13 protein-coding genes are annotated in these 19,353 nt (G+C 61.1%); 4 read left to right on the top strand and 9 right to left on the bottom strand.

Annotated features, from left to right (window positions below; genetic code table 11):
- On the bottom strand, positions 1 to 1,170 hold the full coding sequence (locus tag AAGF34_RS00305) for an HD domain-containing phosphohydrolase (protein ID WP_342618647.1): 1,170 nt from the start codon (positions 1,168 to 1,170) through the stop codon (positions 1 to 3).
- Between the two features lie 115 nt (positions 1,171 to 1,285).
- Positions 1,286 to 2,575 carry a patatin-like phospholipase family protein gene (locus AAGF34_RS00300; RefSeq protein WP_342618646.1) on the bottom strand — a complete coding sequence of 430 codons (1,290 nt, stop codon included), beginning with the start codon at positions 2,573 to 2,575 and terminating at the stop codon, positions 1,286 to 1,288.
- Between the two features lie 160 nt (positions 2,576 to 2,735).
- Here AAGF34_RS00300 and apbC point away from each other — a divergent pair, with 160 nt between their 5' ends.
- The 4 genes from apbC (at position 2,736) to AAGF34_RS00280 (ending at position 7,117) form a co-directional block, all read left to right on the top strand.
- Positions 2,736 to 3,827, top strand: coding sequence for an iron-sulfur cluster carrier protein ApbC (gene apbC, locus AAGF34_RS00295; RefSeq protein WP_342618645.1), 1,092 nt, complete (start codon positions 2,736 to 2,738; stop codon positions 3,825 to 3,827).
- 100 nt (positions 3,828 to 3,927) lie between these two features.
- The gene (locus AAGF34_RS00290; RefSeq protein WP_342618644.1) at positions 3,928 to 4,422 is read left to right on the top strand and encodes a hypothetical protein; all 495 of its coding nucleotides are present in this window, start codon (positions 3,928 to 3,930) and stop codon (positions 4,420 to 4,422) included.
- A gap of 17 nt (positions 4,423 to 4,439) precedes the next feature.
- Positions 4,440 to 5,171: a transglutaminase-like cysteine peptidase gene (locus tag AAGF34_RS00285; RefSeq protein WP_342618643.1), complete on the top strand. Its 732-nt coding sequence runs from the start codon at positions 4,440 to 4,442 to the stop codon at positions 5,169 to 5,171.
- 32 nt (positions 5,172 to 5,203) lie between these two features.
- Positions 5,204 to 7,117 carry an EAL domain-containing protein gene (locus tag AAGF34_RS00280; protein WP_342618642.1) on the top strand — a complete coding sequence of 638 codons (1,914 nt, stop codon included), beginning with the start codon at positions 5,204 to 5,206 and terminating at the stop codon, positions 7,115 to 7,117.
- A 2-nt stretch (positions 7,118 to 7,119) separates the two neighbouring features.
- Here the strand turns inward: AAGF34_RS00280 and AAGF34_RS00275 are convergent, their stop codons facing one another.
- From AAGF34_RS00275 to AAGF34_RS00245, 7 genes are all read right to left on the bottom strand, one after another.
- On the bottom strand, positions 7,120 to 7,584 hold the full coding sequence (locus AAGF34_RS00275) for a FecR domain-containing protein (protein WP_342618641.1): 465 nt from the start codon (positions 7,582 to 7,584) through the stop codon (positions 7,120 to 7,122).
- A gap of 42 nt (positions 7,585 to 7,626) precedes the next feature.
- The gene (locus tag AAGF34_RS00270; RefSeq protein WP_342618640.1) at positions 7,627 to 9,642 is read right to left on the bottom strand and encodes a TolC family outer membrane protein; all 2,016 of its coding nucleotides are present in this window, start codon (positions 9,640 to 9,642) and stop codon (positions 7,627 to 7,629) included.
- Between the two features lie 179 nt (positions 9,643 to 9,821).
- Positions 9,822 to 14,528, bottom strand: coding sequence for a retention module-containing protein (locus AAGF34_RS00265; protein WP_342618639.1), 4,707 nt, complete (start codon positions 14,526 to 14,528; stop codon positions 9,822 to 9,824).
- Between the two features lie 144 nt (positions 14,529 to 14,672).
- Positions 14,673 to 14,933: a hypothetical protein gene (locus AAGF34_RS00260; protein ID WP_342618638.1), complete on the bottom strand. Its 261-nt coding sequence runs from the start codon at positions 14,931 to 14,933 to the stop codon at positions 14,673 to 14,675.
- The gene (locus AAGF34_RS00255) at positions 14,930 to 15,619 is read right to left on the bottom strand and encodes a response regulator transcription factor (protein WP_342618637.1); all 690 of its coding nucleotides are present in this window, start codon (positions 15,617 to 15,619) and stop codon (positions 14,930 to 14,932) included. Before AAGF34_RS00255 ends, AAGF34_RS00260 begins: the two co-directional genes overlap by 4 nt.
- Positions 15,616 to 17,031: an HlyD family type I secretion periplasmic adaptor subunit gene (locus AAGF34_RS00250; protein WP_342618636.1), complete on the bottom strand. Its 1,416-nt coding sequence runs from the start codon at positions 17,029 to 17,031 to the stop codon at positions 15,616 to 15,618. The genes AAGF34_RS00255 and AAGF34_RS00250 overlap by 4 nt, the downstream gene beginning before the upstream one ends.
- The gene (locus tag AAGF34_RS00245; RefSeq protein ID WP_342618635.1) at positions 17,031 to 19,184 is read right to left on the bottom strand and encodes a type I secretion system permease/ATPase; all 2,154 of its coding nucleotides are present in this window, start codon (positions 19,182 to 19,184) and stop codon (positions 17,031 to 17,033) included. Before AAGF34_RS00245 ends, AAGF34_RS00250 begins: the two co-directional genes overlap by 1 nt.
- Positions 19,185 to 19,353: the final 169 nt, after the last annotated feature.

The following is a 19,353-nucleotide window of genomic DNA, read 5'->3' as shown; positions in this document are numbered from 1 at the left end:
TCAGTGCTCCTGCGGCGGTGGATCTACGTAGCGTTTTGCAATGTCGGCAAACTGGTCCTGTACGGCAATGAAGGCGTCAACAATGTCCGGGTCGAAGTGCCCCCCCTTGCCCTGGAGGATGGTCTCCACGGTTTGCTGCATGGAATAGGCTTCCTTGTAGTGGCGCTTGGAAATGAGGGCATCAAACACGTCGGCCAGCGCCATGAGCCTAGCTGGAAGCGGAATGGCCGCACCTGAGAGCCTGTCGGGGTAGCCGCTGCCGTCCCATTTCTCGTGGTGGCTGCCTGCAATCTGGCGCGTGGTTTCCAAAAAACTCAGCGACTGGGCCCTGAGCGCAGCGTCGCTCGGGGAAACGGCGGGTTCGTCCAGGCTGCGGGCTGCCTGCACGCTGCGAATGGCTTCCCCAATGGCCTGGGCGCCAATGCTGGCGTGGGTTTTCATGATGGCGAACTCTTCGACCGTGAGTCGACCCGGCTTGAGCAGAATGGCGTCGGGTATGCCCACCTTTCCGATGTCATGCAAGGGCGTCACCTTGGCAATGCGGTCGCGCGCGGCGGGGTCCACCAGCTCCGCTGAAAAGCGCGGGTGGTCCTTCAGGTGCTGCATCAGGACTTCCATGTAGGCCTGGGTGCGGCGCAGATGGTTGCCGGTTTCGTTGTCTCGCTTTTCGGCCAGGGTGGCCAGGGCGTGCAGGCTGAAGTCCTTGATCAGGTCGTTCTCGGCCATGCGTCGGTGGACCTCGGCGTCCAGTTCGGCGTTCTGTCGTGCCAGCGCGTCGCGGGCCGCCTTGAGTTCGAGGTGGGCGTGTACCCGGGCCAGCAGCAGACCCGGCTTGACCGGTTTGGTGACGTAGTCCACGGCACCCAGGGACAGACCGTGTTCCTCGTCTGCATCCGCATCCATCGCCGTGACAAAGATCACCGGTATTGACTGGGTTTGCGGCTTGCTGCGCAGAATCTGCAGCACCTGGTAGCCGTCCATGTCCGGCATCATGACGTCCAGCAGAATCAGGTCGGGACGGGGTTCGGACTCCGCCACGCGCAGGGCCTGCATGCCGGAATTGGCCACCCGCACGTGGTAGTGGGGGCGCAGCAACTGGCCAATGATCAACAAGTTTTCCTTGGTGTCATCTACTACCAGCACCGTGGTTTGCCGCCCTGCAGCGTGCATTGAGAACTCCCTGCCTTGAATTTGGTCGACCCGCCCGGAACGCACACGCGGGGTGCAGCCCTCCGGCGCATTTGATCACTGCCGTTTTGGATAGTAATTGAGCTGGATCATGAAATCACCGCACCCGCAACGGATCCTGGCGACGCTCCTTGCCAGGTCTGGTTTTGCCTGTGTCAGTGGCTGCATGGGGATCGGTCCAGCCAAAGAATGCGCACACTTCGGCCCGCTGTTTCTGTGCGTCCGCGTAGCCCAGCGCCATCAGCTCGCCGGTGTAGCTGGACTCGAATAGCAGGTAGCTTGCCAGGGCAGAGCCCTTGACATCGGCCTTGGCGGACGAGATGCCTACCCCGTTGAGCATGGTGCGCACCGCGTGGGGCAGATCGTCGATGTGGCGTGAGGCAACCACGTCCAGTCTCTGGCTGGGTGAGATCACCAGCAGATCGATGGGCTTGAGAGCGCTTTGCTGGCGCAGGGCTTCGGGAACCAGGTTCAGTGTGTGGTTGATGCGACGCACGCGCTCGACATCGACGGCCAGCGCATCCAGAAAGATGTTGGACAGCGCGTGTCCGGCAATCTGCGCAATGCTCGGGTAGCCATTGGCAAGGGCGGAAGGGGCCTCGCCCTTGGGCTCATTCATGCGCCCGGCACCTACGACCAACAGACGTTCCGCGCCCAGATGGATGGCTGGCGCCACCGGTGCGCTCTGGCGCATGGAGCCGTCCCCGAAGTACTCGGTATGACCGTTGATGTGCAGTTCGGTTGCCGGAAACACAAAGGGAATGGCGCTGGAAGCCAGCAGATGGTCATGGGTGATGTGGTCCCGCACCGATATGCGTTGGGAGCGCACCCACGGCAAGAGGCGCTTGTCCCCTTCAAAAAAAGTCACGTGCTCGCCCGAGCTGTAGCTGGAAGCTGTGACGGCAAGTGCCTGGATGTGGCCCTGGCGGATCAGTTCGGGCAGCCGTTCCAGCGGTACCAGGCGCCGCAGCAGTTCACCCAGCGGGCTGTTGTCCAGCAGGGAGCGCGGTTTGATGCGCCGCCATTTGGCCAGCAGCCAACCCAGCGACAGCAAAGTCATCCATTTCGCACCGGAGCGCAGCATGCTGATGTGGTCGGCGCAATAGACCTGGTCCGCGCTGAAGTTGCGCCAGGTGTGGGCAATCAGACGTACCGCGGCATCAAAGTTGTCACTGCCGCAGGCCAGTGCCGAGGCATTGATGGCACCGGCAGAGGTGCCGGTGATGATGGGAAAGGGGTTGGGCTCCTGGCCGGCTCCGCATTGCAGGCGGATGTCGGCAATGGCTTCGAGCACACCGACCTGGTAGGCGGCACGTGCACCACCGCCCGAGAGCATGAGCCCGGCGGGTTTCACGGTGGCGCGGATTTCTGCTGCGGCACGATCCATGAATTCATTATGGGGTGTAGCGGCCAAACGCCAAGCATCCGGGCGAAGGGGGTTAACCCTAGAGCGCACCACAAACCCGGTCTGCCGCGGCAGTCTTTGGGCCTGCGCAGCAAAGGGCAAGGCGTGCAGAGCTAGACTCTGGGCTCAGAAGGAGCATTGAATGGCCGTTACCGAGCAAGCAATCATGGGCGCTTTGCAAAGCGTCATCGACCCGAATACGGGCAAGGATTTTGTTTCCAGCAAATGCATCAAGGAGCTCACCGTCAGTGGTGGTGCCGTGCGTTTCACGCTGGAACTGGGGTATCCCGCCAAGAGCCAGGAGCAGCAGTTTGCCGATGCACTCAGTGCCGCCGCCCGAACGGTGGATGGGGTACAGAGTGTGGAAGTCACGCCCCGGCTGAATGTGCTGGCCCATGCGGTGCAGCGCGGCGTGCAGTTGTTGCCGGGCGTGAAGAACATCGTGGCCGTGGCATCCGGCAAGGGCGGGGTTGGCAAGAGCACCACGGCGGCCAATCTGGCACTGGCCCTGGCCGCCCAAGGCGCCACGGTGGGGCTGCTGGATGCCGATATCTACGGCCCCAGCCAACCCATGATGATGGGCATCGAAGGCCGCCCCGAGTCCGAGGACGGCAAGACCATGGAGCCCATGCAGAACTATGGCGTGCAGGTCATGTCCATCGGATTCCTGGTGGCACCCGACGAAGCCATGATCTGGCGCGGCCCCATGGCCACCCAGGCGCTGGAGCAACTGCTGCGCCAGACCCACTGGAAGGACCTGGACTACCTGATCGTCGACATGCCACCCGGTACCGGCGATATCCAGCTGACGCTGTCCCAGCGCGTGCCGCTGACCGGCGCCGTGGTGGTGACCACGCCGCAGGACATTGCGCTGCTGGATGCCAAGAAAGGCATCAAGATGTTCGAAAAGGTGGGTGTGCCCATCCTGGGCATCGTGGAAAACATGGCGGTGCACGTGTGCAGCAACTGCGGTCACGTCGAACACATCTTTGGTGTGGACGGCGGCAAGACCATGGCGGCGCAGTACGGCATGGACTACCTGGGTGCATTGCCCCTGGCTATGCAGATCCGTATCCAGGCCGATGGTGGCAAGCCTACGGTGGTGGCCGACCCTGATGGGGAGGTTGCCGGGTTGTACAAGGCCGTGGCACGCAAGGTGGCCTTGTCGGTGGCGGCCAAGAACAAGGACTTTTCTTCCAAGTTCCCTACCATCACCATCAGCAAGAACACCTGAGCGCGTAGCGCTGTTGCAGAGCCTGCTGGCGTGGACTGTGCCGCTGGCGCAGTCCACGCCATAATTGCGACAGAGGTGCACCATGCACCCGGGAGCGTAGATGTTTGAACCAAATACAAAGGCTTGCAGTGCAGCCCTTCGCAACAAGGGCCTGGGCCAAGACGGGTATGCCGCAGTGCTGGTGGCCTGCGCTCTGCTGGCAGGGTGCGCGAATGCGCCTGCTCCGGTTGCCGAACCGGCCGCACCTCCGGCCGTCGTCCACACGGTGGAGCGTTTCCATGCCGAATTGGGTGACGGCTTTTCGCTGGACTACCAGGTGGAAAAAAAGGCTTCCAAGGTCAATAGCAAGAGCTGCTTTGCCTTCATCACCGGCAAGCTGAACAACCAGTCCGGAAAGACCTTGTCCAGGAAATCGGTGCTGGATGTGGCGGTGTTTGGGCAGGGCACGCAGCTGTATCGCGACCTCTCCAGTCCGTTGACCGATATTGCACCAGGCGGCAAGGCCGACATCGAAATGGTGGTGTCGCCCGTGTTTGCCAATGGTTGCCCGCCATTCGACAAGGTGAACACGGCTCTCAGAAGCGTGTTCCAGTAAGCGGCAATCTCCCCACCATGCTGATGGCAAACCCACTCACCCCCCAATGCCGGGTGGGCTTGCGCGTTGCCGTTCAAAGCCTGCGCAGGGTGGCAGCTCTTCGCGCCTTGCGTTGGAGTCTGGCCGCGGCGCTGTTGGCTGGCCTGTTTGCACTGGGCATTGCGGCGCCTGACTTTGACCGCATGCTGATGTTGGCGCAGCAGCAATATGGCGCCAATGCCGCACAAACCGTAGCCGCGTGGCGCAAGTTGATCGAAGAGTCTGCCAACTTGGCGGAGAACGACAAGCTCAACAAGGTCAACACCTTCTTCAACCGTCGCATCCTCTACAAGACCGACATGGAGGTCTACAAGGTGGAGGACTACTGGGCCACGCCGCTGGAGTTCATGGGCCATGGGGCAGGGGACTGCGAGGACTTCGTCATTGCCAAATACATGACGCTGCGGGCCCTGGGCGTGCCGAATGAACGCCTGCGGCTGGTGTACGTACGTTACCAGACCGGCAACACGGCCCCCATTGCGCACATGGTGCTGGGCTATTACGCCCAACCGACCGAAGAGCCCGTGATTCTGGACAACATGGTCACCAGCATTCGCCCGGCCTCCATGCGTACCGACCTGACCCCGGTGTACAGCTTCAATAGCGACGGACTGTGGGTTGGCGGTGCGACAACCTCCAGTGCCGATCCTACGACCCGCCTGTCACGCTGGCGCGATGTGCTCGAGCGCATGCGCCAGGACGGACTTTGATACCGACCTATAGTTTTTTCAGCGAGACCTCCATGTCACTTATCAAACAACTTTGGGCAGCCATCATCCTGGTCATGGCCATGGCATTTGCCGCCAGCACGGTCACCAGCGTCCTGTCGGCGCGACAGTATCTGCAGCAGCAGCTGCAGGTGAAGAACGTCGACAACGCCACTGCGCTGGCCTTGTCCCTGTCGCAGTTGCCCAAGGACCCGGTTACGGTGGAGCTGCAGGTGGCAGCGCAGTTCGATGCCGGGCACTACCGCTTCATCCGCATTGTCTCTCCCAAGGGGGAACTGATTGTGGAGCGCGTGTTCGAAGGCAAGATCGAAGGGGCACCCCAGTGGTTCATTGACCTGATTCCCATCGTGGTCCATCCGGGGCAGGCGCTGATCCAGGACAAATGGATACAGTACGGCACGCTGACGCTGGCCAGCCAGGAGCAGTACGTCTACAAGACCCTCTGGGACGAAACGCTGGAACTGTTGCTGTGGTTTGTTGTGGGCGGCATTGGTACCGGCATCGTGGGTACCTTTCTGCTGCGATTCATTACCCGTCCGCTGGATGCGGTGGTTGGTCAGGCCGAGGCAATCACGGAGCGGCGCTTTGTGCTGATCCCCGAGCCACGCACACCGGAGCTCAAGGCCCTGGCACGCGGCATGAACGACATGGTGGGGCGACTCAAGACCATGTTCAACGAGGAGTCCGCACGCCTGGATGCGCTGCGCAAGAAGGTCAATCGCGATGCGGTGACGGGCCTGTCCAGCCGGGAATACTTTTTGTCGCATCTGCGCGAGGTGCTCACTGGTGAGCAGTTTGGCGCCAGCGGTAGCCTGGTGCTGGTGCGCCTGACTGACCTGAACGATCTCAATACGGCGCTGGGTCGCCAAGGGGCAGACGCGCTGCTCAAGGAGATCGGAACCGAGTTGTATGAAAGCGGGAATGGCCGCATCGGTCAGCGCGCGGGCCGCGTCAAGGGGGCCGAGTTCGCGGTGGTCTGTCCCAGCCATGCCACGGCCGAAGCGGCCGCCAAGGAAATCTACGAGCGCCTGCATGACAAGGTGCTGCCCAAGTGGAAGGACAAGGTGCCTGACCTGTTCCATATCGGTGCTGTGCGCTATGCGCGCAACCAGAATCTGGGCAGCTTGCTGTCCAGTGCGGATGAAGCGCTGGCCAAGGCGGCAGCCAAGGGCAGCAATACCTACGAGGCATTGGACGACGCCAATGCCAAGCCAGCCATCGCGGCCGAAACCTGGCGCACCCTATTGACCGAAGCGGTAGGGGGAGGGCGGCTGGCACTGAGCTTCTACCCCGTGATGTCGGGTGACGGCAAGAGTTCCTTGCACCGCGAAAGTGTGATCCGCCTGAAGATGGACGACGCAGGCACCCTGATGACCGCAGGCGACTTCATGCCCATGGCGGCCCAACTCAACTTGACCGCGCCACTGGACTTGGGCGTGGTCAAACTGGCCATCGAATACCTGCAGAAAAGCAGTGGCGATGTGGCGGTCAATCTCTCGGCCGAGACCATTGCCGACTTCCACTTCCGCAACGAATTGGCCCTCCTGCTCAAGGCCTATCCGGATGTCTGCAAGCGCCTGTTGTTTGAGGTGCCTGAGTACGGTGTGTTCCGTCAGTTTGATGCCTTCCGCGACCTGGCTCGCACACTCAAGTCGCTGGGCTGCCGCATCGGTGTGGAGTACTTCGGCCAGCGATTTGCCGAGAGCGACAAGCTGGCGGATCTGGCGCTGGACTACATCAAGGTGCACCCCAGTTACATCCGCGGCATTGCCGACAACGTGGGCAATCAGGAATTCCTCACGGGCCTGTGCAAGGTGGCGCATGCCATCGGCATCACCGTGGTGGCGCAAGGGGTGGAGAAGAAGGAAGACCTGCCGCTACTGGCCAAGTTGGGCTTTGACGGCGCAACTGGCCCTGGCATCTCCTGAATTCAGGGCACTTCCACCACGAAGGTTGTGCCGCGAATGCCGGCGGTGGAGGTGGGCGTCTTGATCATCGAATTGGCCGGATTGTTCTTGACGACCAACCCGGAGATCATGGCAAAGGTGCCCTTGACCACGCTGACCAACAGGTTGCCGCTGTAGGTGTTGGCATTGAAGCCAAACTTGTCGAGCGACATTTCGCTGTTGGGGCCCAGTGACATGCGGGATGAGTCCTTGAGCATCAGGCCGACGGTGGAGTCCTTGGACGTCTTGACCGTGTCTCCCGCCGATACGGTGCTGCCGACCTCCACGGGAATGGACTTGCCATTGCGAACGATTTCGACGGTGCCCTCTTTCTTTTTCACGACACCGGCCACGGATTGCGCGTGGCTCGCGCCAGTCGCCACGAGGCAGAAGACCGTCAGGCTGGCCAGCAGCATTTTTTTTGCAGGTAGAAAGGTCAGGGAATTCATGGGTAATCCTTTGCGAAACAGGCTGGTTGGCAATTCGCGGTTTTATTGAATCTTGACTTCCACACGGCGGTTGCGTGGTTCGGACTTGGCGCCCTCGGTGCCGGGCAAGGGCTCCTTGTCACCACGCCAGGCTTGCTCAATGTCAGACTTGGGCACAGCCCCATCCTTGGTCAGCAAGTCGTAAACGGCCTTGGCGCGTTTCTGGGACAGCCGCAGGTTGGTTGCCGGATCGCCGACCTTGTCGGAGTGGCCGATGAGGGTGACCTCGGGAGCGGCCGTCTTGCGATAGTCCTCCAGCAGGAATTTGAAGACGGTGGCCGACTCGGGCAGCATCTCATCCTTGCCCAGAACGAAGTTGATGCGGTAGTAGCGTGCTGCTTCTGGCAGCTTCTTCACCATTGCCTTGTAACGCGGGTCTGTGGACTGCCCTGGAGTCACCTTCTGGCAGTCGTCCAGGCTGGCAGCGTAGGCGGTTTCCAGTTTGACCTCGTCACCCTTGCCGTCCTTGACAAAGACACGGCCCACTTTGCCGTCTTCATCGGGCAGCAGGGTGATGCGTCCGCACTTGTCAGCGCCAGCGGGCGTGGGCATTTCCACGGCGGCAGGTGCCGGTTTGGCGCGGCTGGGGATGACTGCTTCTGCCTTGATCTTTTCCAAGGTGTCCACCACGGTCTCTTCAATCGGACAGAGGCTTTCCGTCTGTGACAGGTCGGCAGTGTCCAGACCCGCATCCTGCGGGCTGGGTACGTCATCGCGGTTGGCTCCGGTGGTTACCACCAGCTGACCTATGCCGGCCAGCGTGCGGGCCTGGGCAATGGCCTGGTCGTGCCGGGAGTTGATGTAGGAGCGCGATGCCTCAAAGAATTCGTTCTGGGTATCCAGCAAGTCCAGCAGCGTTCGCTGGCCGATGTCAAATTGCTGGCGGTACGCTTCCCGCGTCTTCTCGGCAGACAGACGGTGCTGGTCAATGTAGATGAGTTGCTCGTTCAATGAGCGTGTGTCGCTGTAGGCCACGGACAGCGTCTGGCGCAAATCCCGGCAGGCCTTTTCCTGCAGATTGACCGCCTGTGCTGCGAGGTAGACCGCCTGCTTTTCCTTGGCCTTGTCGGCGCCGCCACGGAACAGGTTGTAGGTTAGCGCAACGGCCGCGCCGGTTGCGCGGCTGTCTCCAATGACGCCACCCGAGTTGTTGCCCTGGTTGGCGTACACCTGAAAATCCACACGGGGCATGTAGGCGGCCTTTGCAGAGTCCACGGCAATGCGGCTGGCGCGGGCATTCTGAATGGCAGCCAGCAGCGTGGGGCTGTTCCTCATGCCTTCCAGCATCAGGGCTTGAGCGGAAGCGGGCAAGGTGACCAGTTTGAATGGATCAGGCAGGCTGGGCAAACTGGCCGGAGGCTGCTCACCCACCACGCGCAGGTAACGGGCACTCACGTCGTGCAAATTGGTCAGCTCGGTCAGAAGGTTGGATTCCGCCAGGGCCAGACGGCCATTGGCCTGCTCTACGTCCACGCGCCTTCCCACGCCGGAATTGGCACGTTCTTCCACCAGCATGGTGGACTGCTTGTGTTCCACGTAGTTCTGTGTGGCCAGGTCCACCAGTTCCCGGTATCGCACCACGTCGGCGTAGGCTTTCGCTGCTTCCAATGCAGCGTTTTCAGATGCGTCCAGCAGTTCGTAGTAGCGCGTCAGCTTGGCAGCACCCAGACGCTTGACTTCATTGACGGTATAGAGGCCGTCAAAAAGGATCTGGTCCAGGGTGATCTGGGCCGAGTTGACGCTGTAGCTGCCCAGATCAACACCGCCGGTGACACGGCTCTCGCTGCCAGCAGAGGCAGACAGATCAACGGTGGGAAAGAAACCTGCCTTGGCCACATCCCGCTGGCTGTCCGCAGCCTTGAAGGCATTCCACTTGGCCTGTACATCGGGATTGGTGGCGACAGCTTTGTGGATCGCTTGCAGCAGGGGTTCGGGTAAAGGCGCCTTGGTCTGCGCACTGGCGGTGAATGCCAACGCCACGGATGCGGCAACGAAGGATCGTTTCAATGTGGTATTCATATTCTTTTCGTCAATTCAGCTGGGGCCTCTAAGACACCGGAGCCATGCCACTCCCAACTGTTGCCGACGATACTACATGCATTCACTGCAATCAACGCATAAATTGACGCAAAGTTCTTAGTTACCTTCTCCGTTGCAAGGCCCGCCTGCACCATTAGCACAAGCGGGCGGGCACAGCCTTATGCGTCTGTCTTCAGGTGGCCGGTGTCAATCAGCTTCTTCAGCAGATCGGCATCACTGATGGAGCTTGCGCTGAACGACGCATCCAGCGTGTGCGCCAGACTGGCCTTGGCCACATCCACATTGGCCCCGGTGAAGTTGTCCAGAACGATGGCCTGGGTCACTCCGCTGTTGTGAACCGGATCGTGCGTGACCAGCATCTCCAGCTTGCCGTCCGTGGTGAGGTCGAACTTGACGAACTGGGTCAGGCTGCCAGAGGCTGCCGTGCCACCCATGGCCGCTGCGGAGTGCTCGCCCTGCAGCAGGTCGCGCAAATCGATGGCTTCGCCTGCCATATTGGCTTGGAAGTCCGTGATGTGGTCCACCGCCTTGGCGGAAGAAGTGCCCTGGTCTCCCAGGCTCCAGGCGAACACGTCGGCGCCCACACCGCCTGTCAGCGTGTCGTTGCCAGTGCCACCGCGAATCCAGTCGTCCCCGGCACCACCGTCGATGGTGTCATTGCCTTCCTGACCATAAATGCGGTCATTACCGGCTTCGCCGTAAATGACATCGTTGCCACCGCTGCGACCGCTTTCCGCACCCAGTTCATCCGCATGGGTCTGGATGTAGTTCACTGTGTCGGTACGGGTCCAGCCGGAGTTGCCGCTCTCCAGCGCCGTGAACACCGCGCTGCCGGAACCTGCAGGGTACAGGCCGGTCAAGCCATGGTCGGCAGCCAGCTTGTCGGTATTCATGGCGTCGCCAAAGATCAGATCGTTGCCAGCGCCGCCGTGCAACACGTCGCTTCCGGCAGCTGTTGCTATCGTTTGTGATCCCGTGAGCGATCCGATGGTGCTGGCCAGTTGATTGGCGGTGGTGATGTTGTCGGCTGTGTGTCCGGTGGTGACCGTGCCGTAGTTGTAACCTTCGAGTTCGCTCAGGAAGCCCAGTGCAGTGGGAGAAGCAGAGGTGCCCAAGCCACTTCCTACGTTGATGCCAACGGCTTGCAGGTCATAGCCCTTGGCAGCAATGGCGGCAACTTCGGAAACATGGTCGGCATGGATGGAGCCAGAAGCGGAGAGCGTTCCCAGCACGGCCGCAATGGCCTGGTCGCTCGTGCTGGACGATTCGTTGGTGGTCTCGGTGCCATTTCCGGTGTTGTTGTTCAATGCATTGGGTTGTCCGTCGGAGACGAATACCACCTTGTTCACATCGGCAACCGTCGCGGTATTGATCCAATTCAACGCGGATTGCAACCCTGCTTCGTAGTTGGTGTTGCCGCCAGGGGTAAGGCCTTTCACTGCCGATATGGCCAGATCCAATTTGCCCGGCTCACTCAGGTCAAACGTTCCAATGGAGCTGGCCGTGTCACTGAACTGGTCCAGGTGGACTACCACATGAGCGCCCGAGCTCGCCAATTGCTTCAATGTTGCAATGACGGAATCCTCCAGAGCCTGCAGGCGCGTTTCGGTATGCGTTCCCGTGCTATTTGTGAAGCTGATCGGACTGATCATGCTGCCGGATGTATCAAGCACGAAGACAATATTGGCGCTTTGTCCCGCCTTCAGTGCGGTGCTGCCCGGGTCGCCGACAACGATGTCCTTGCCTATGCCGCCATTCAGGTTGGTGTCATCACCTGTGCCACCAATGATCAGCGTATCGGTAACCGTCAACGTCGCCGTGCTGGTCAAATTCAACTGTTCGAAATTGCCACCAGATGTTTGGCTGGAGTCGATGGAGTACGTTGTCGTGGCAGTGGGCGCCACGAACGCCGTCGAAGTGGCCGACGTGTGGTCCGCATCAAAAGTAATGATTGCACCATTGCTCAGTGTGACCGTCAGTGGAGAACCCGCCTGCGGCGCGTGATCCACCGTTGCCGAGATCGTCGTCAATCCGGTAGTGGGATCTACCGAGATGGCGCCCAAGGTGACCGTGGTGGGGTCAATGGAGTCTGTCACAGACACTGTGACCGGTGTCGTATCGGGAGTCAGGGACTCAGCCTGCGCAGTACCGGCAAGGGCAAGGCCTGTGATGGAAAGCGAAATTGTGGAAGGGTCGTGATAAACGTCATTGCCTTGTACGACCATGTCATGCGTAGCGGTCAAGCCGTTGGCAGGAATGGTGATCGTACTGTTGTCGCTGAGGGTGACAGTAATGGCCTGACCATAGGGATTGCTGGTCACCGCCTCAGTGGTTCCGTCCGATTTCACATGAACCAATGTGGCTGTGTAGGTAACCACGCCGGAGCCCTCAACCACCGAGCTTACGGAGGAGAGAACAACCTTGTAGGCATCAACAGTGTCAGCAACATATGCCGAAGCGGTGGCACCTTCCACGCTGGTGGCTTCGAAGTTGCCGCCGTTGATGGCGGTCACCGTGGCGGTGACGGTATGGCCATCCTTGTAAACGTCGGGGTTCTGTGTTTCTACAAACAATGTTCCCTTGCCATTGGCATCCAATGTCACCACGTGAGCGACCTCACCCACCATCACGGTGGCCGTGGCGGTGGTACCTGTTTGTGGTGGGTTGCTGAGCTGCACCGTGAAGGTCACACCCGCATCGTTTTCTGTCACATCTCCACTGGAGGTGATGGTGACAGTGGTGGTGTCATTCACATCCGTGACCTGGGCGGAGGCAGTGGCGCCTTCCACGCTGGTGGCTTCGAAGTTGCCGCCGTTGATGGCGGTCACGGTGGCGGTGACGGTATGGCCGTCCTTGTAAACGTCGGGGTTTTGTGTTTCTACAAACAATGTTCCCTTGCCGTTGGCATCCAGTGTCACCACGTGAGCGACCTCACCCACCATGACGGTGGCAGTGGCGGTGGTACCTGTTTGTGGTGGGTTGCTGAGCTGCACGGTGAATGTCACACCCGCATCGTTCTCGGTGACATTGCCGCTGGAGGTGATGGTGACAGTGGTGGTGTCATTCACATCCGTAACTTGGGCGGAAGCAGTGGCGCCTTCCACGCTGACGGCTTCGAAGTTGCCGCCGTTGACACCGGTCACGGTGGCGGTGACGGTATGGCCATCCTTGTAAACGTCGGGGTTCTGTGTTTCTACAAACAATGTTCCCTTGCCGTTGGCATCCAGTGTGACCACGTGAGCGACCTCACCCACCATGACGGTGGCAGTGGCGGTGGTACCTGTTTGTGGTGGGTTGCTGAGCTGCACGGTGAATGTCACACCCGCATCGTTCTCGGTGACATTGCCGCTGGAGGTGATGGTGACAGTGGTGGTGTCATTCACATCCGTAACTTGGGCGGAAGCAGTGGCACCATTCAGACTGATGGCTTCGAAGTTGCCGCCGGTGACACCGGTCACGGTGGCGGTGACGGTATGGCCGTCCTTGTAGACGTCCGGGTTGTGCGTGTCGATGACCAACGTGCCCTTGCCGTTGGCGTCCAGCGTCACCGCGTGAGCGACCCCATCTACCGTGACAGTGGCCGTGGCGGTGGTGCCAGTCTGTGGCGGGTTGCTGAGCTGCACCGTGAAGGTCACACCGGCATCGTTCTCGGTCACATCGCCGCTGGAGGTGATGGTGACGGTGGTGATGTTCTTGATGTCGGTAACCGTGACGGAAGCCGCGGCGCCGGACGTGTCCAGGTTCTCGTAGTTGCCACCCGTGGCGGCAGTCACGTTGACGTTGACCGGGGCAGTCTGGGTCTCGGAGATATCGGCATGCGCCACCACATTGGTCGAACCACTGAGTTGGCCTGCCTTGATAGTGATGGTGTCGGGCACGCCATTGGTGCTGGTATTGAGCGTGATGACCAGATCGGTCTGGGGTGTGTGGTCCACATGGGCGGTCACCGTGACGGTGGAGCCATTGGCGACCACAACGGCTTCAGAGCCTTCCCCGGAGGACTGGCCGGAAACGCTCAGGGTAACGGTGGTGGTGTCGATGGAGTCACCGACTACGGTCACGACATTGCCATCGTTGACGACCAAGTGGTCAAAGCCGCCGCCTTGTGCCGTTGCAACCGTGACCTTTACATCGACATTGCCTTCGACATAGACGTCATTGGAGCGGACATCGACGGGCTGGGATACGCCGGTGGAAGAGCCTGCCGTCACCAGAATGGTTGCGCCATTGCTCAGGGTAATGGTCATGTCCGACGTGACAGGTGCGCCCAACTTCACCGTATAGGTGACATGCCCGCCCTCGGCCACGCTGGCGGGATCGGCGGTCAGTGTCAGCGTGGTGGAGGTAGTGGTTGTCGTGGGTGCAGTCGTGCTGGTAGACGATGTGGTGCCCACGCCGGGGTCGATTCCCGGAGTACCCAGGCCATTGAAATCAAACCCATAGGTATTGCCGTTGACGCCTTCGCTAATACGCGTCAGCTGCACAAAGCTGGCGCCACCACCTCCGCCGCCGTCACCCAGACCGGCCGCAGTGGCATCGAGCTGGGTGCTCAGATCCTGCCCGTTCTCCAGGGCCTGGATAACGGTGTTGGTTGTCGCTGGCGTGGTGACCGCTGCATCCGCAGTCGTGGGGGTCTGCTCCGTCTGGAACACGTTGTCGTCGAGCTTGACGACTTGATCGGGGTTGATGTGCAGGGCACGCATGTCTTCCGACAGGAGCTCCACATTGACATCACCCACGGTGCGTATGGTTTCGCCCTTTTCCAGTGCGTCACCGGCCTTGAGTAGGCGTTGCACGCCCTGGGCATTGACTGCGTAGACGGAACCGGTGCCATTGATGGCGGCGATGGTTGCAATGGTGGCCATGTGAGAACTCCATGTATGTCGTTGGAAGTCCCACGCAATGCCCTGTGGCATGGCGCGAGCTTGGCCCAAGGTTAGGCGCCCGGCGCTTTTTTGGGTATTGGACTAAGGTACAAATTTGCGGTCAAACCGCCTGCAGCAGACCGGCTACAGCAAGCCGCCGTCGCCGTCGCCGTCGCCGGGAAGCAGTTGCAGCGAATCCTTGAGTCGGGCACGGGTCTGACGACGTGACAGGAGTTTGTCCTGTGCGGCCTCCGGCAGATCGGTGAACTGGATGACGCCACGGGTGATCAGCACATCGATCAAATCCTCCAGCACACGGGCAATGGCGGTGTCGGACTGGCTGAGCAATTCCTCGGCTTGCTGCGCTTCGGGGTCTTCTGGCAGTTTGGGCATGGATTCGCTCATGGGGATGTGTCCTTGATAACCCGGTTTTCAACGGGGATGGCCGCCACCAGCAGGGCCAGCTGCAACCGGTCGCGCACGCCCAGCTTCTCGAAGATGGAGCCCAGATGGGCCTTGATGGTGCGTTCCGAAACAAAGAGCTGGTCCGCAACTTCCTTGTTGGACTTGCCTTGGGCGACGTGGCTGGCCACCTGTGCCTCGCGGGCGGAGAGGGTGGACCAGGCCTTGGCGTAGCCTTGCGCCACGGTGCCGGGGCCATGGGCGGGTTCCGGCAGGCGCGCCAGGGCGGCGCTGGTGGATGCCACCAAGCGTTTGATCAGGTCCGGGCCTGCCCACAGGCCACCGTGATCGACCACCATGGCCACCTCGCGCAACAGTTCGGGCAGGGCATAGGAATGGGTATAGCCCATGGCACCGGCATCCAGCGCACTCAGGCCCTCGGCGGGCTCCGGGGAACCACTGACCACCACAAACCGTGTACCGGCATGTGATGCCATGGTCTGCTGCAGCGTCTGCCGCCATTGCGGGTTATCCGTACCCAGCCAGACGATGTACGAGGTGGTTTTCCCATCGGCGATCTGTGCATTCAGTGTCGCGGCATCGACCTTCCTGCCCTGAGGAAAGGCTTCCAGCCAGCGCGGGCTGGGCCGGCTGGCGTTGGCGCAAAGAAACAGGTGTTGCGTATTCATCGTTCGGTCAGGGCATTGGCGCGGGCGCGCAGCACCGGTTTGAGCAGGTAGGACAACACGGTCTTCTTGCCGGTCAGGATGTCCACCTGGGCCACCATGCCCGGAATGATGGGCAGGCCCGGGCCCAGGCTGGGTTTGTGCGTGCGCACACGCACGTGGTAGAACGCATTGCCTTTTTCGTCCAGCACCGAGTCGGCGCCGATGTTGATCACATCGGCAGTCAGCCCGCCATAGATGGAGTAGTCATAGGCGGTGAACTTGACCGTGGCCTGTTGGTTGGGCCTGAGGAAGCCGATGTCCTTGGGCGCGATCTGCACTTCCAGAATGAGGGCGTCATCCAGCGGCACCACTTCCACCAGTTCCTTGCCGGGTTGCACCACCGCACCCAGCGTGTTGACCAGCAGACGCTTGACCGTGCCACGCATGGGGGAGCGCACATCGGCCTTCTTGACCTTGTCTTCCAGGGTCTTGCCACTTTCGTTCAGGGCGGCAAGCTTGCCCATGGTTTCAGACAGCTCGCCACTCATCTGGTTGCGGCTGGTCAGCGTCACTTCCTCGATCTTGCGGGAGGCTTCCTGAATCGCTGCCTGCACGCGTGAAATCTGCGCCGTGGCCTGCTCGCGGTCACCCTTCATGCGTGCGATTTCGCGCTCCAGCCGCAATACCTCCACTTCCGAGACCGCGCCGGTGGCGATCATGGGGCGGGTGGCATTGAGCTCCTTGGTCATCAGCTCCAGGGTGCGCTCGGCCTGCTCCTTGCGCGCCTTGACTTCGTTGAGCTCCTGCTGGCGCTGGGACAGCTGGTTCTGCGAGATGGATACCTGCGCACTGATTTCGGCGCGTCGGGACTCATACAGCCGGGCTTCCTGGGCAACCGCTTCAGGCGCTTCCTTGATCAGGTCGGGCGGCGGGTTGAAAGCGGTACCGCGCGTGAGCGCTTCCAGCCGCAGCACCTTGGCCCTGAGTGCCGCCTGGCTGACCTTGCTTTCCTGCAGGTTGGACACAAAGCGGGTCGGATCCACCCGCATCAGCAGCTGCCCGGCCTCCACCACCTGACCTTCCTTGACCAGCAGCTCTTCCACCACGCCGCCATCCACGCTTTGCACCACCTGTACCTGGCTGGTGGGCACCACGCGGGCTTCGCCCCGGGTGACTTCGTCCACCTTGGCAAACGCGGCCCACACGATCAATCCGATCAAGGTGATGCCAACCACCCGCATGAGCAGGCGCGCGCGCATGGGGTCCTGCTGCAGGCGGGCCCAGTCGGCCTCACCGGCCCAGTCGGTATCCGCTTCGTCTTCCACGGGAGTCAGCCGTTTGACAAAGGGGCCAAAGGTTGCGGTGCTGGTGGCTGCGGTTTTTGCCACCAGTTTGCCCGTGCGATTGAATGCTTTTTCGCCAAACCAAGCCATCACGCAGCCTTTCCAATGCGGCCCTGGCGCAGGGCGGTAACGACCTGTTCCTTGGGACCATCTGCAACGATGCGACCACCGTCCATCACGATGATGCGGTCCACCAGGTCCAGCAGCGCGGTGCGGTGGCTGATCAGGATCACGGTCTTGTCGTGTGCGAATTCGGTGATGCGGCGTTTGATGTCCTCCTCACTGGAGTAGTCCATGCTCGAGGTGGGCTCGTCCAGCAGCAATATCGGCGGGTCGTTGATGACGGCGCGGGCAATGGCCACACCTTGGCGTTGTCCGCCGGAGAGGGATTCGCCGCGCTCGCCCACCAGCATGTCAAAGCCTTGCGGGTGTTGGTTCACCAGATTGATCACGCCGCCAATTTCAGCGGCGCGCACGATGTCCTGGTGCGAGGCCAGTGGTGCGCCCAGCGTGATGTTTTCACGCAGCGTGCCATAAAACAGCATGATGTCCTGCTGCACATAGCCAATCTGGCTGCGCAGCTCGGCCGGGTCCAGCTGGCGCAAGTCGATGCCGTCCACCAGCACCGCGCCTTCGGTGGGCTGGTACAGGCCCAGGATCAGCTTCTCCAGTGTGGTCTTGCCCGAACCGATACGGCCCAGAATGGCCACTTTTTCACCCGGCTTGATCCTGAAGTTCAGGTTCTGCAGGGACGGTGTGGTCTGGCCGGGATAGGTAAAGCTCACGCCGCGGAAATCGATGGCGCCCTGCAGACGGCCGCGGTTGATGTAGTTGGCGTCTGCCGGGCGTTCGACGTCGCGCTTCATCATCTCGTCGAGCGAGGTCAGCGCGGTGGAAGCGGTATGGAACTGCACCAGCAAGCCAGCCACCTGGCCCACCGGCGCCATGGCGCGTGAGGCCAGCATGGTGCAGGCAATCAGGCCGCCCATGGTGAGTTCCTTTTCGGAGATGGCATAGACGCCAATCACCACAATCGCAAGGTTGACCAGTTGCTGTACAAAGGCCGATGAGCTGGCCGCCGTGGAGGACAGCAGCCGCAGCTGCGCGCCCACACGGGCCAGCAGGGCGGCACTTTTCTCCCATTTGGTCTGGATATTGGACTCGGCCGACAGCGCCTTGATGGTTTCAAAGCCGACCAGGCCTTCAATCAGCGTGGCGTTGCGCTGCGCGCTGGCACGGTAGGTGGTTTCCGCCAGCTCATGCATACGGTCCTGCACGGCCAGCGAATACAGCAGCATGATGAGCGAGCCCACCACCAGCGGTATCAGCATCATCCAGGATATCCAGGCGATGGTGACCATGAAGATCAGCGAAAACGGCAGGTCGATGAACGCCACCACGGTGGCCGAGCCAATGAAGTCCCGAACCGATTCGAATGCCCGCAAGTTGGATGCAAACGAGCCGGCCGAGGCGGGCCGTTGCTCCATGCGCGTGCCCAGCACTCGCTCCATGATGAAGGCCGATAACTTGACGTCCACCCGGCTGCTGGCCAGGTCCACAAAGCGGCTGCGCATGGTGCGCAGCACCAGGTCGCCCAGCAGCATCAGCAGCAGTCCAAAGGCCAGCACCCACAGTGTCTCGAAAGCGTGGTTGGGCACCACCCGGTCATACACATTCATGGTGAACAGCGGCATGCCCAACGCAAACAGATTGGCCAGCAGGGCGGCAAACAGCACGTCCATGTAGAGCGGGCGGCTTTCCGCCATCACGCTCCAGAACCAGTGGCCCTGGCGCGCCTTGCGCACCTGCGGCGTGCGCGCGTCAAAGCGGTGCGCTGGTCGGGCGTAAATGGTGGTTCCCAGGTACTGGGCGTTGAGATCGTCCAAGGGCACGCTGACCGGCGCGTCCGGCAGCTCGGGATACACCACCTGGGCCTGGCTGCGGTCTTCGCTGAAACCCAGTAACACACAGGCTTTCTTGTGCTCCATCAGCACAATGGCTGGCAGCAAGCCATCCTTGAGCTGGTCCAGTGGCGTCTTGGCAAGCCGGCTGCTCAGGCGGGCGCGCTTGGCGGCACGCTCAAACAGAGCAGGGCTCAGGCGGGCGTCTTGTGCGGGCAAACCGGACATCACCGTTTCGCGGGTGGGCGATTCCCCATGGGAGCGGGCGACGATCAGCAGGCATTCCAGCAGCTCATCTGTGCTGGAGGCTGGGGTCACGAACGTTGCGCTGGTCTGGTTCATGTCCTGCCCCCGAATTTGCGTTGCAACTGGGCAGACATTCCGTGTCCGTGTCCGTGATCGATAGATAACTTCATTATTGTTGAATCCTCTGCGCAGGCGGCAACTGTTGCCTCCTTCGCCTGTCCTTGCTGAACCGCTTCACAGCGGCATTCTGCCGTAATGTCCGGGC

This window comes from Rhodoferax sp. GW822-FHT02A01 (genome assembly GCF_038784515.1).
Lineage (GTDB): Bacteria > Pseudomonadota > Gammaproteobacteria > Burkholderiales > Burkholderiaceae_C > Allorhodoferax.
The sequence above is the reverse complement of the archived record's forward strand: the minus strand, read 5'-3'. Positions and strand labels throughout refer to the sequence as shown.

Excerpts from the sequence above, each read along its gene's own strand:
- AAGF34_RS00270 (WP_342618640.1), bottom strand. The coding sequence starts at position 9,642 with ATGAATACCACATTGAAACGATCCTTCGTTGCCGCATCCGTGGCGTTG.
- AAGF34_RS00260 (WP_342618638.1), bottom strand. The coding sequence starts at position 14,933 with ATGAGCGAATCCATGCCCAAACTGCCAGAAGACCCCGAAGCGCAGCAA.
- AAGF34_RS00305 (WP_342618647.1), bottom strand. The coding sequence starts at position 1,170 with ATGCACGCTGCAGGGCGGCAAACCACGGTGCTGGTAGTAGATGACACC.
- AAGF34_RS00290 (WP_342618644.1), top strand. The coding sequence starts at position 3,928 with ATGTTTGAACCAAATACAAAGGCTTGCAGTGCAGCCCTTCGCAACAAG.
- AAGF34_RS00275 (WP_342618641.1), bottom strand. The coding sequence starts at position 7,584 with ATGAATTCCCTGACCTTTCTACCTGCAAAAAAAATGCTGCTGGCCAGC.
- AAGF34_RS00280 (WP_342618642.1), top strand. The coding sequence starts at position 5,204 with ATGTCACTTATCAAACAACTTTGGGCAGCCATCATCCTGGTCATGGCC.
- AAGF34_RS00250 (WP_342618636.1), bottom strand. The coding sequence starts at position 17,031 with ATGGCTTGGTTTGGCGAAAAAGCATTCAATCGCACGGGCAAACTGGTG.
- AAGF34_RS00300 (WP_342618646.1), bottom strand. The coding sequence starts at position 2,575 with ATGGATCGTGCCGCAGCAGAAATCCGCGCCACCGTGAAACCCGCCGGG.
- AAGF34_RS00265 (WP_342618639.1), bottom strand. The coding sequence starts at position 14,528 with ATGGCCACCATTGCAACCATCGCCGCCATCAATGGCACCGGTTCCGTC.
- AAGF34_RS00255 (WP_342618637.1), bottom strand. The coding sequence starts at position 15,619 with ATGAATACGCAACACCTGTTTCTTTGCGCCAACGCCAGCCGGCCCAGC.
- AAGF34_RS00285 (WP_342618643.1), top strand. The coding sequence starts at position 4,440 with ATGCTGATGGCAAACCCACTCACCCCCCAATGCCGGGTGGGCTTGCGC.
- AAGF34_RS00245 (WP_342618635.1), bottom strand. The coding sequence starts at position 19,184 with ATGAACCAGACCAGCGCAACGTTCGTGACCCCAGCCTCCAGCACAGAT.
- apbC (WP_342618645.1), top strand. The coding sequence starts at position 2,736 with ATGGCCGTTACCGAGCAAGCAATCATGGGCGCTTTGCAAAGCGTCATC.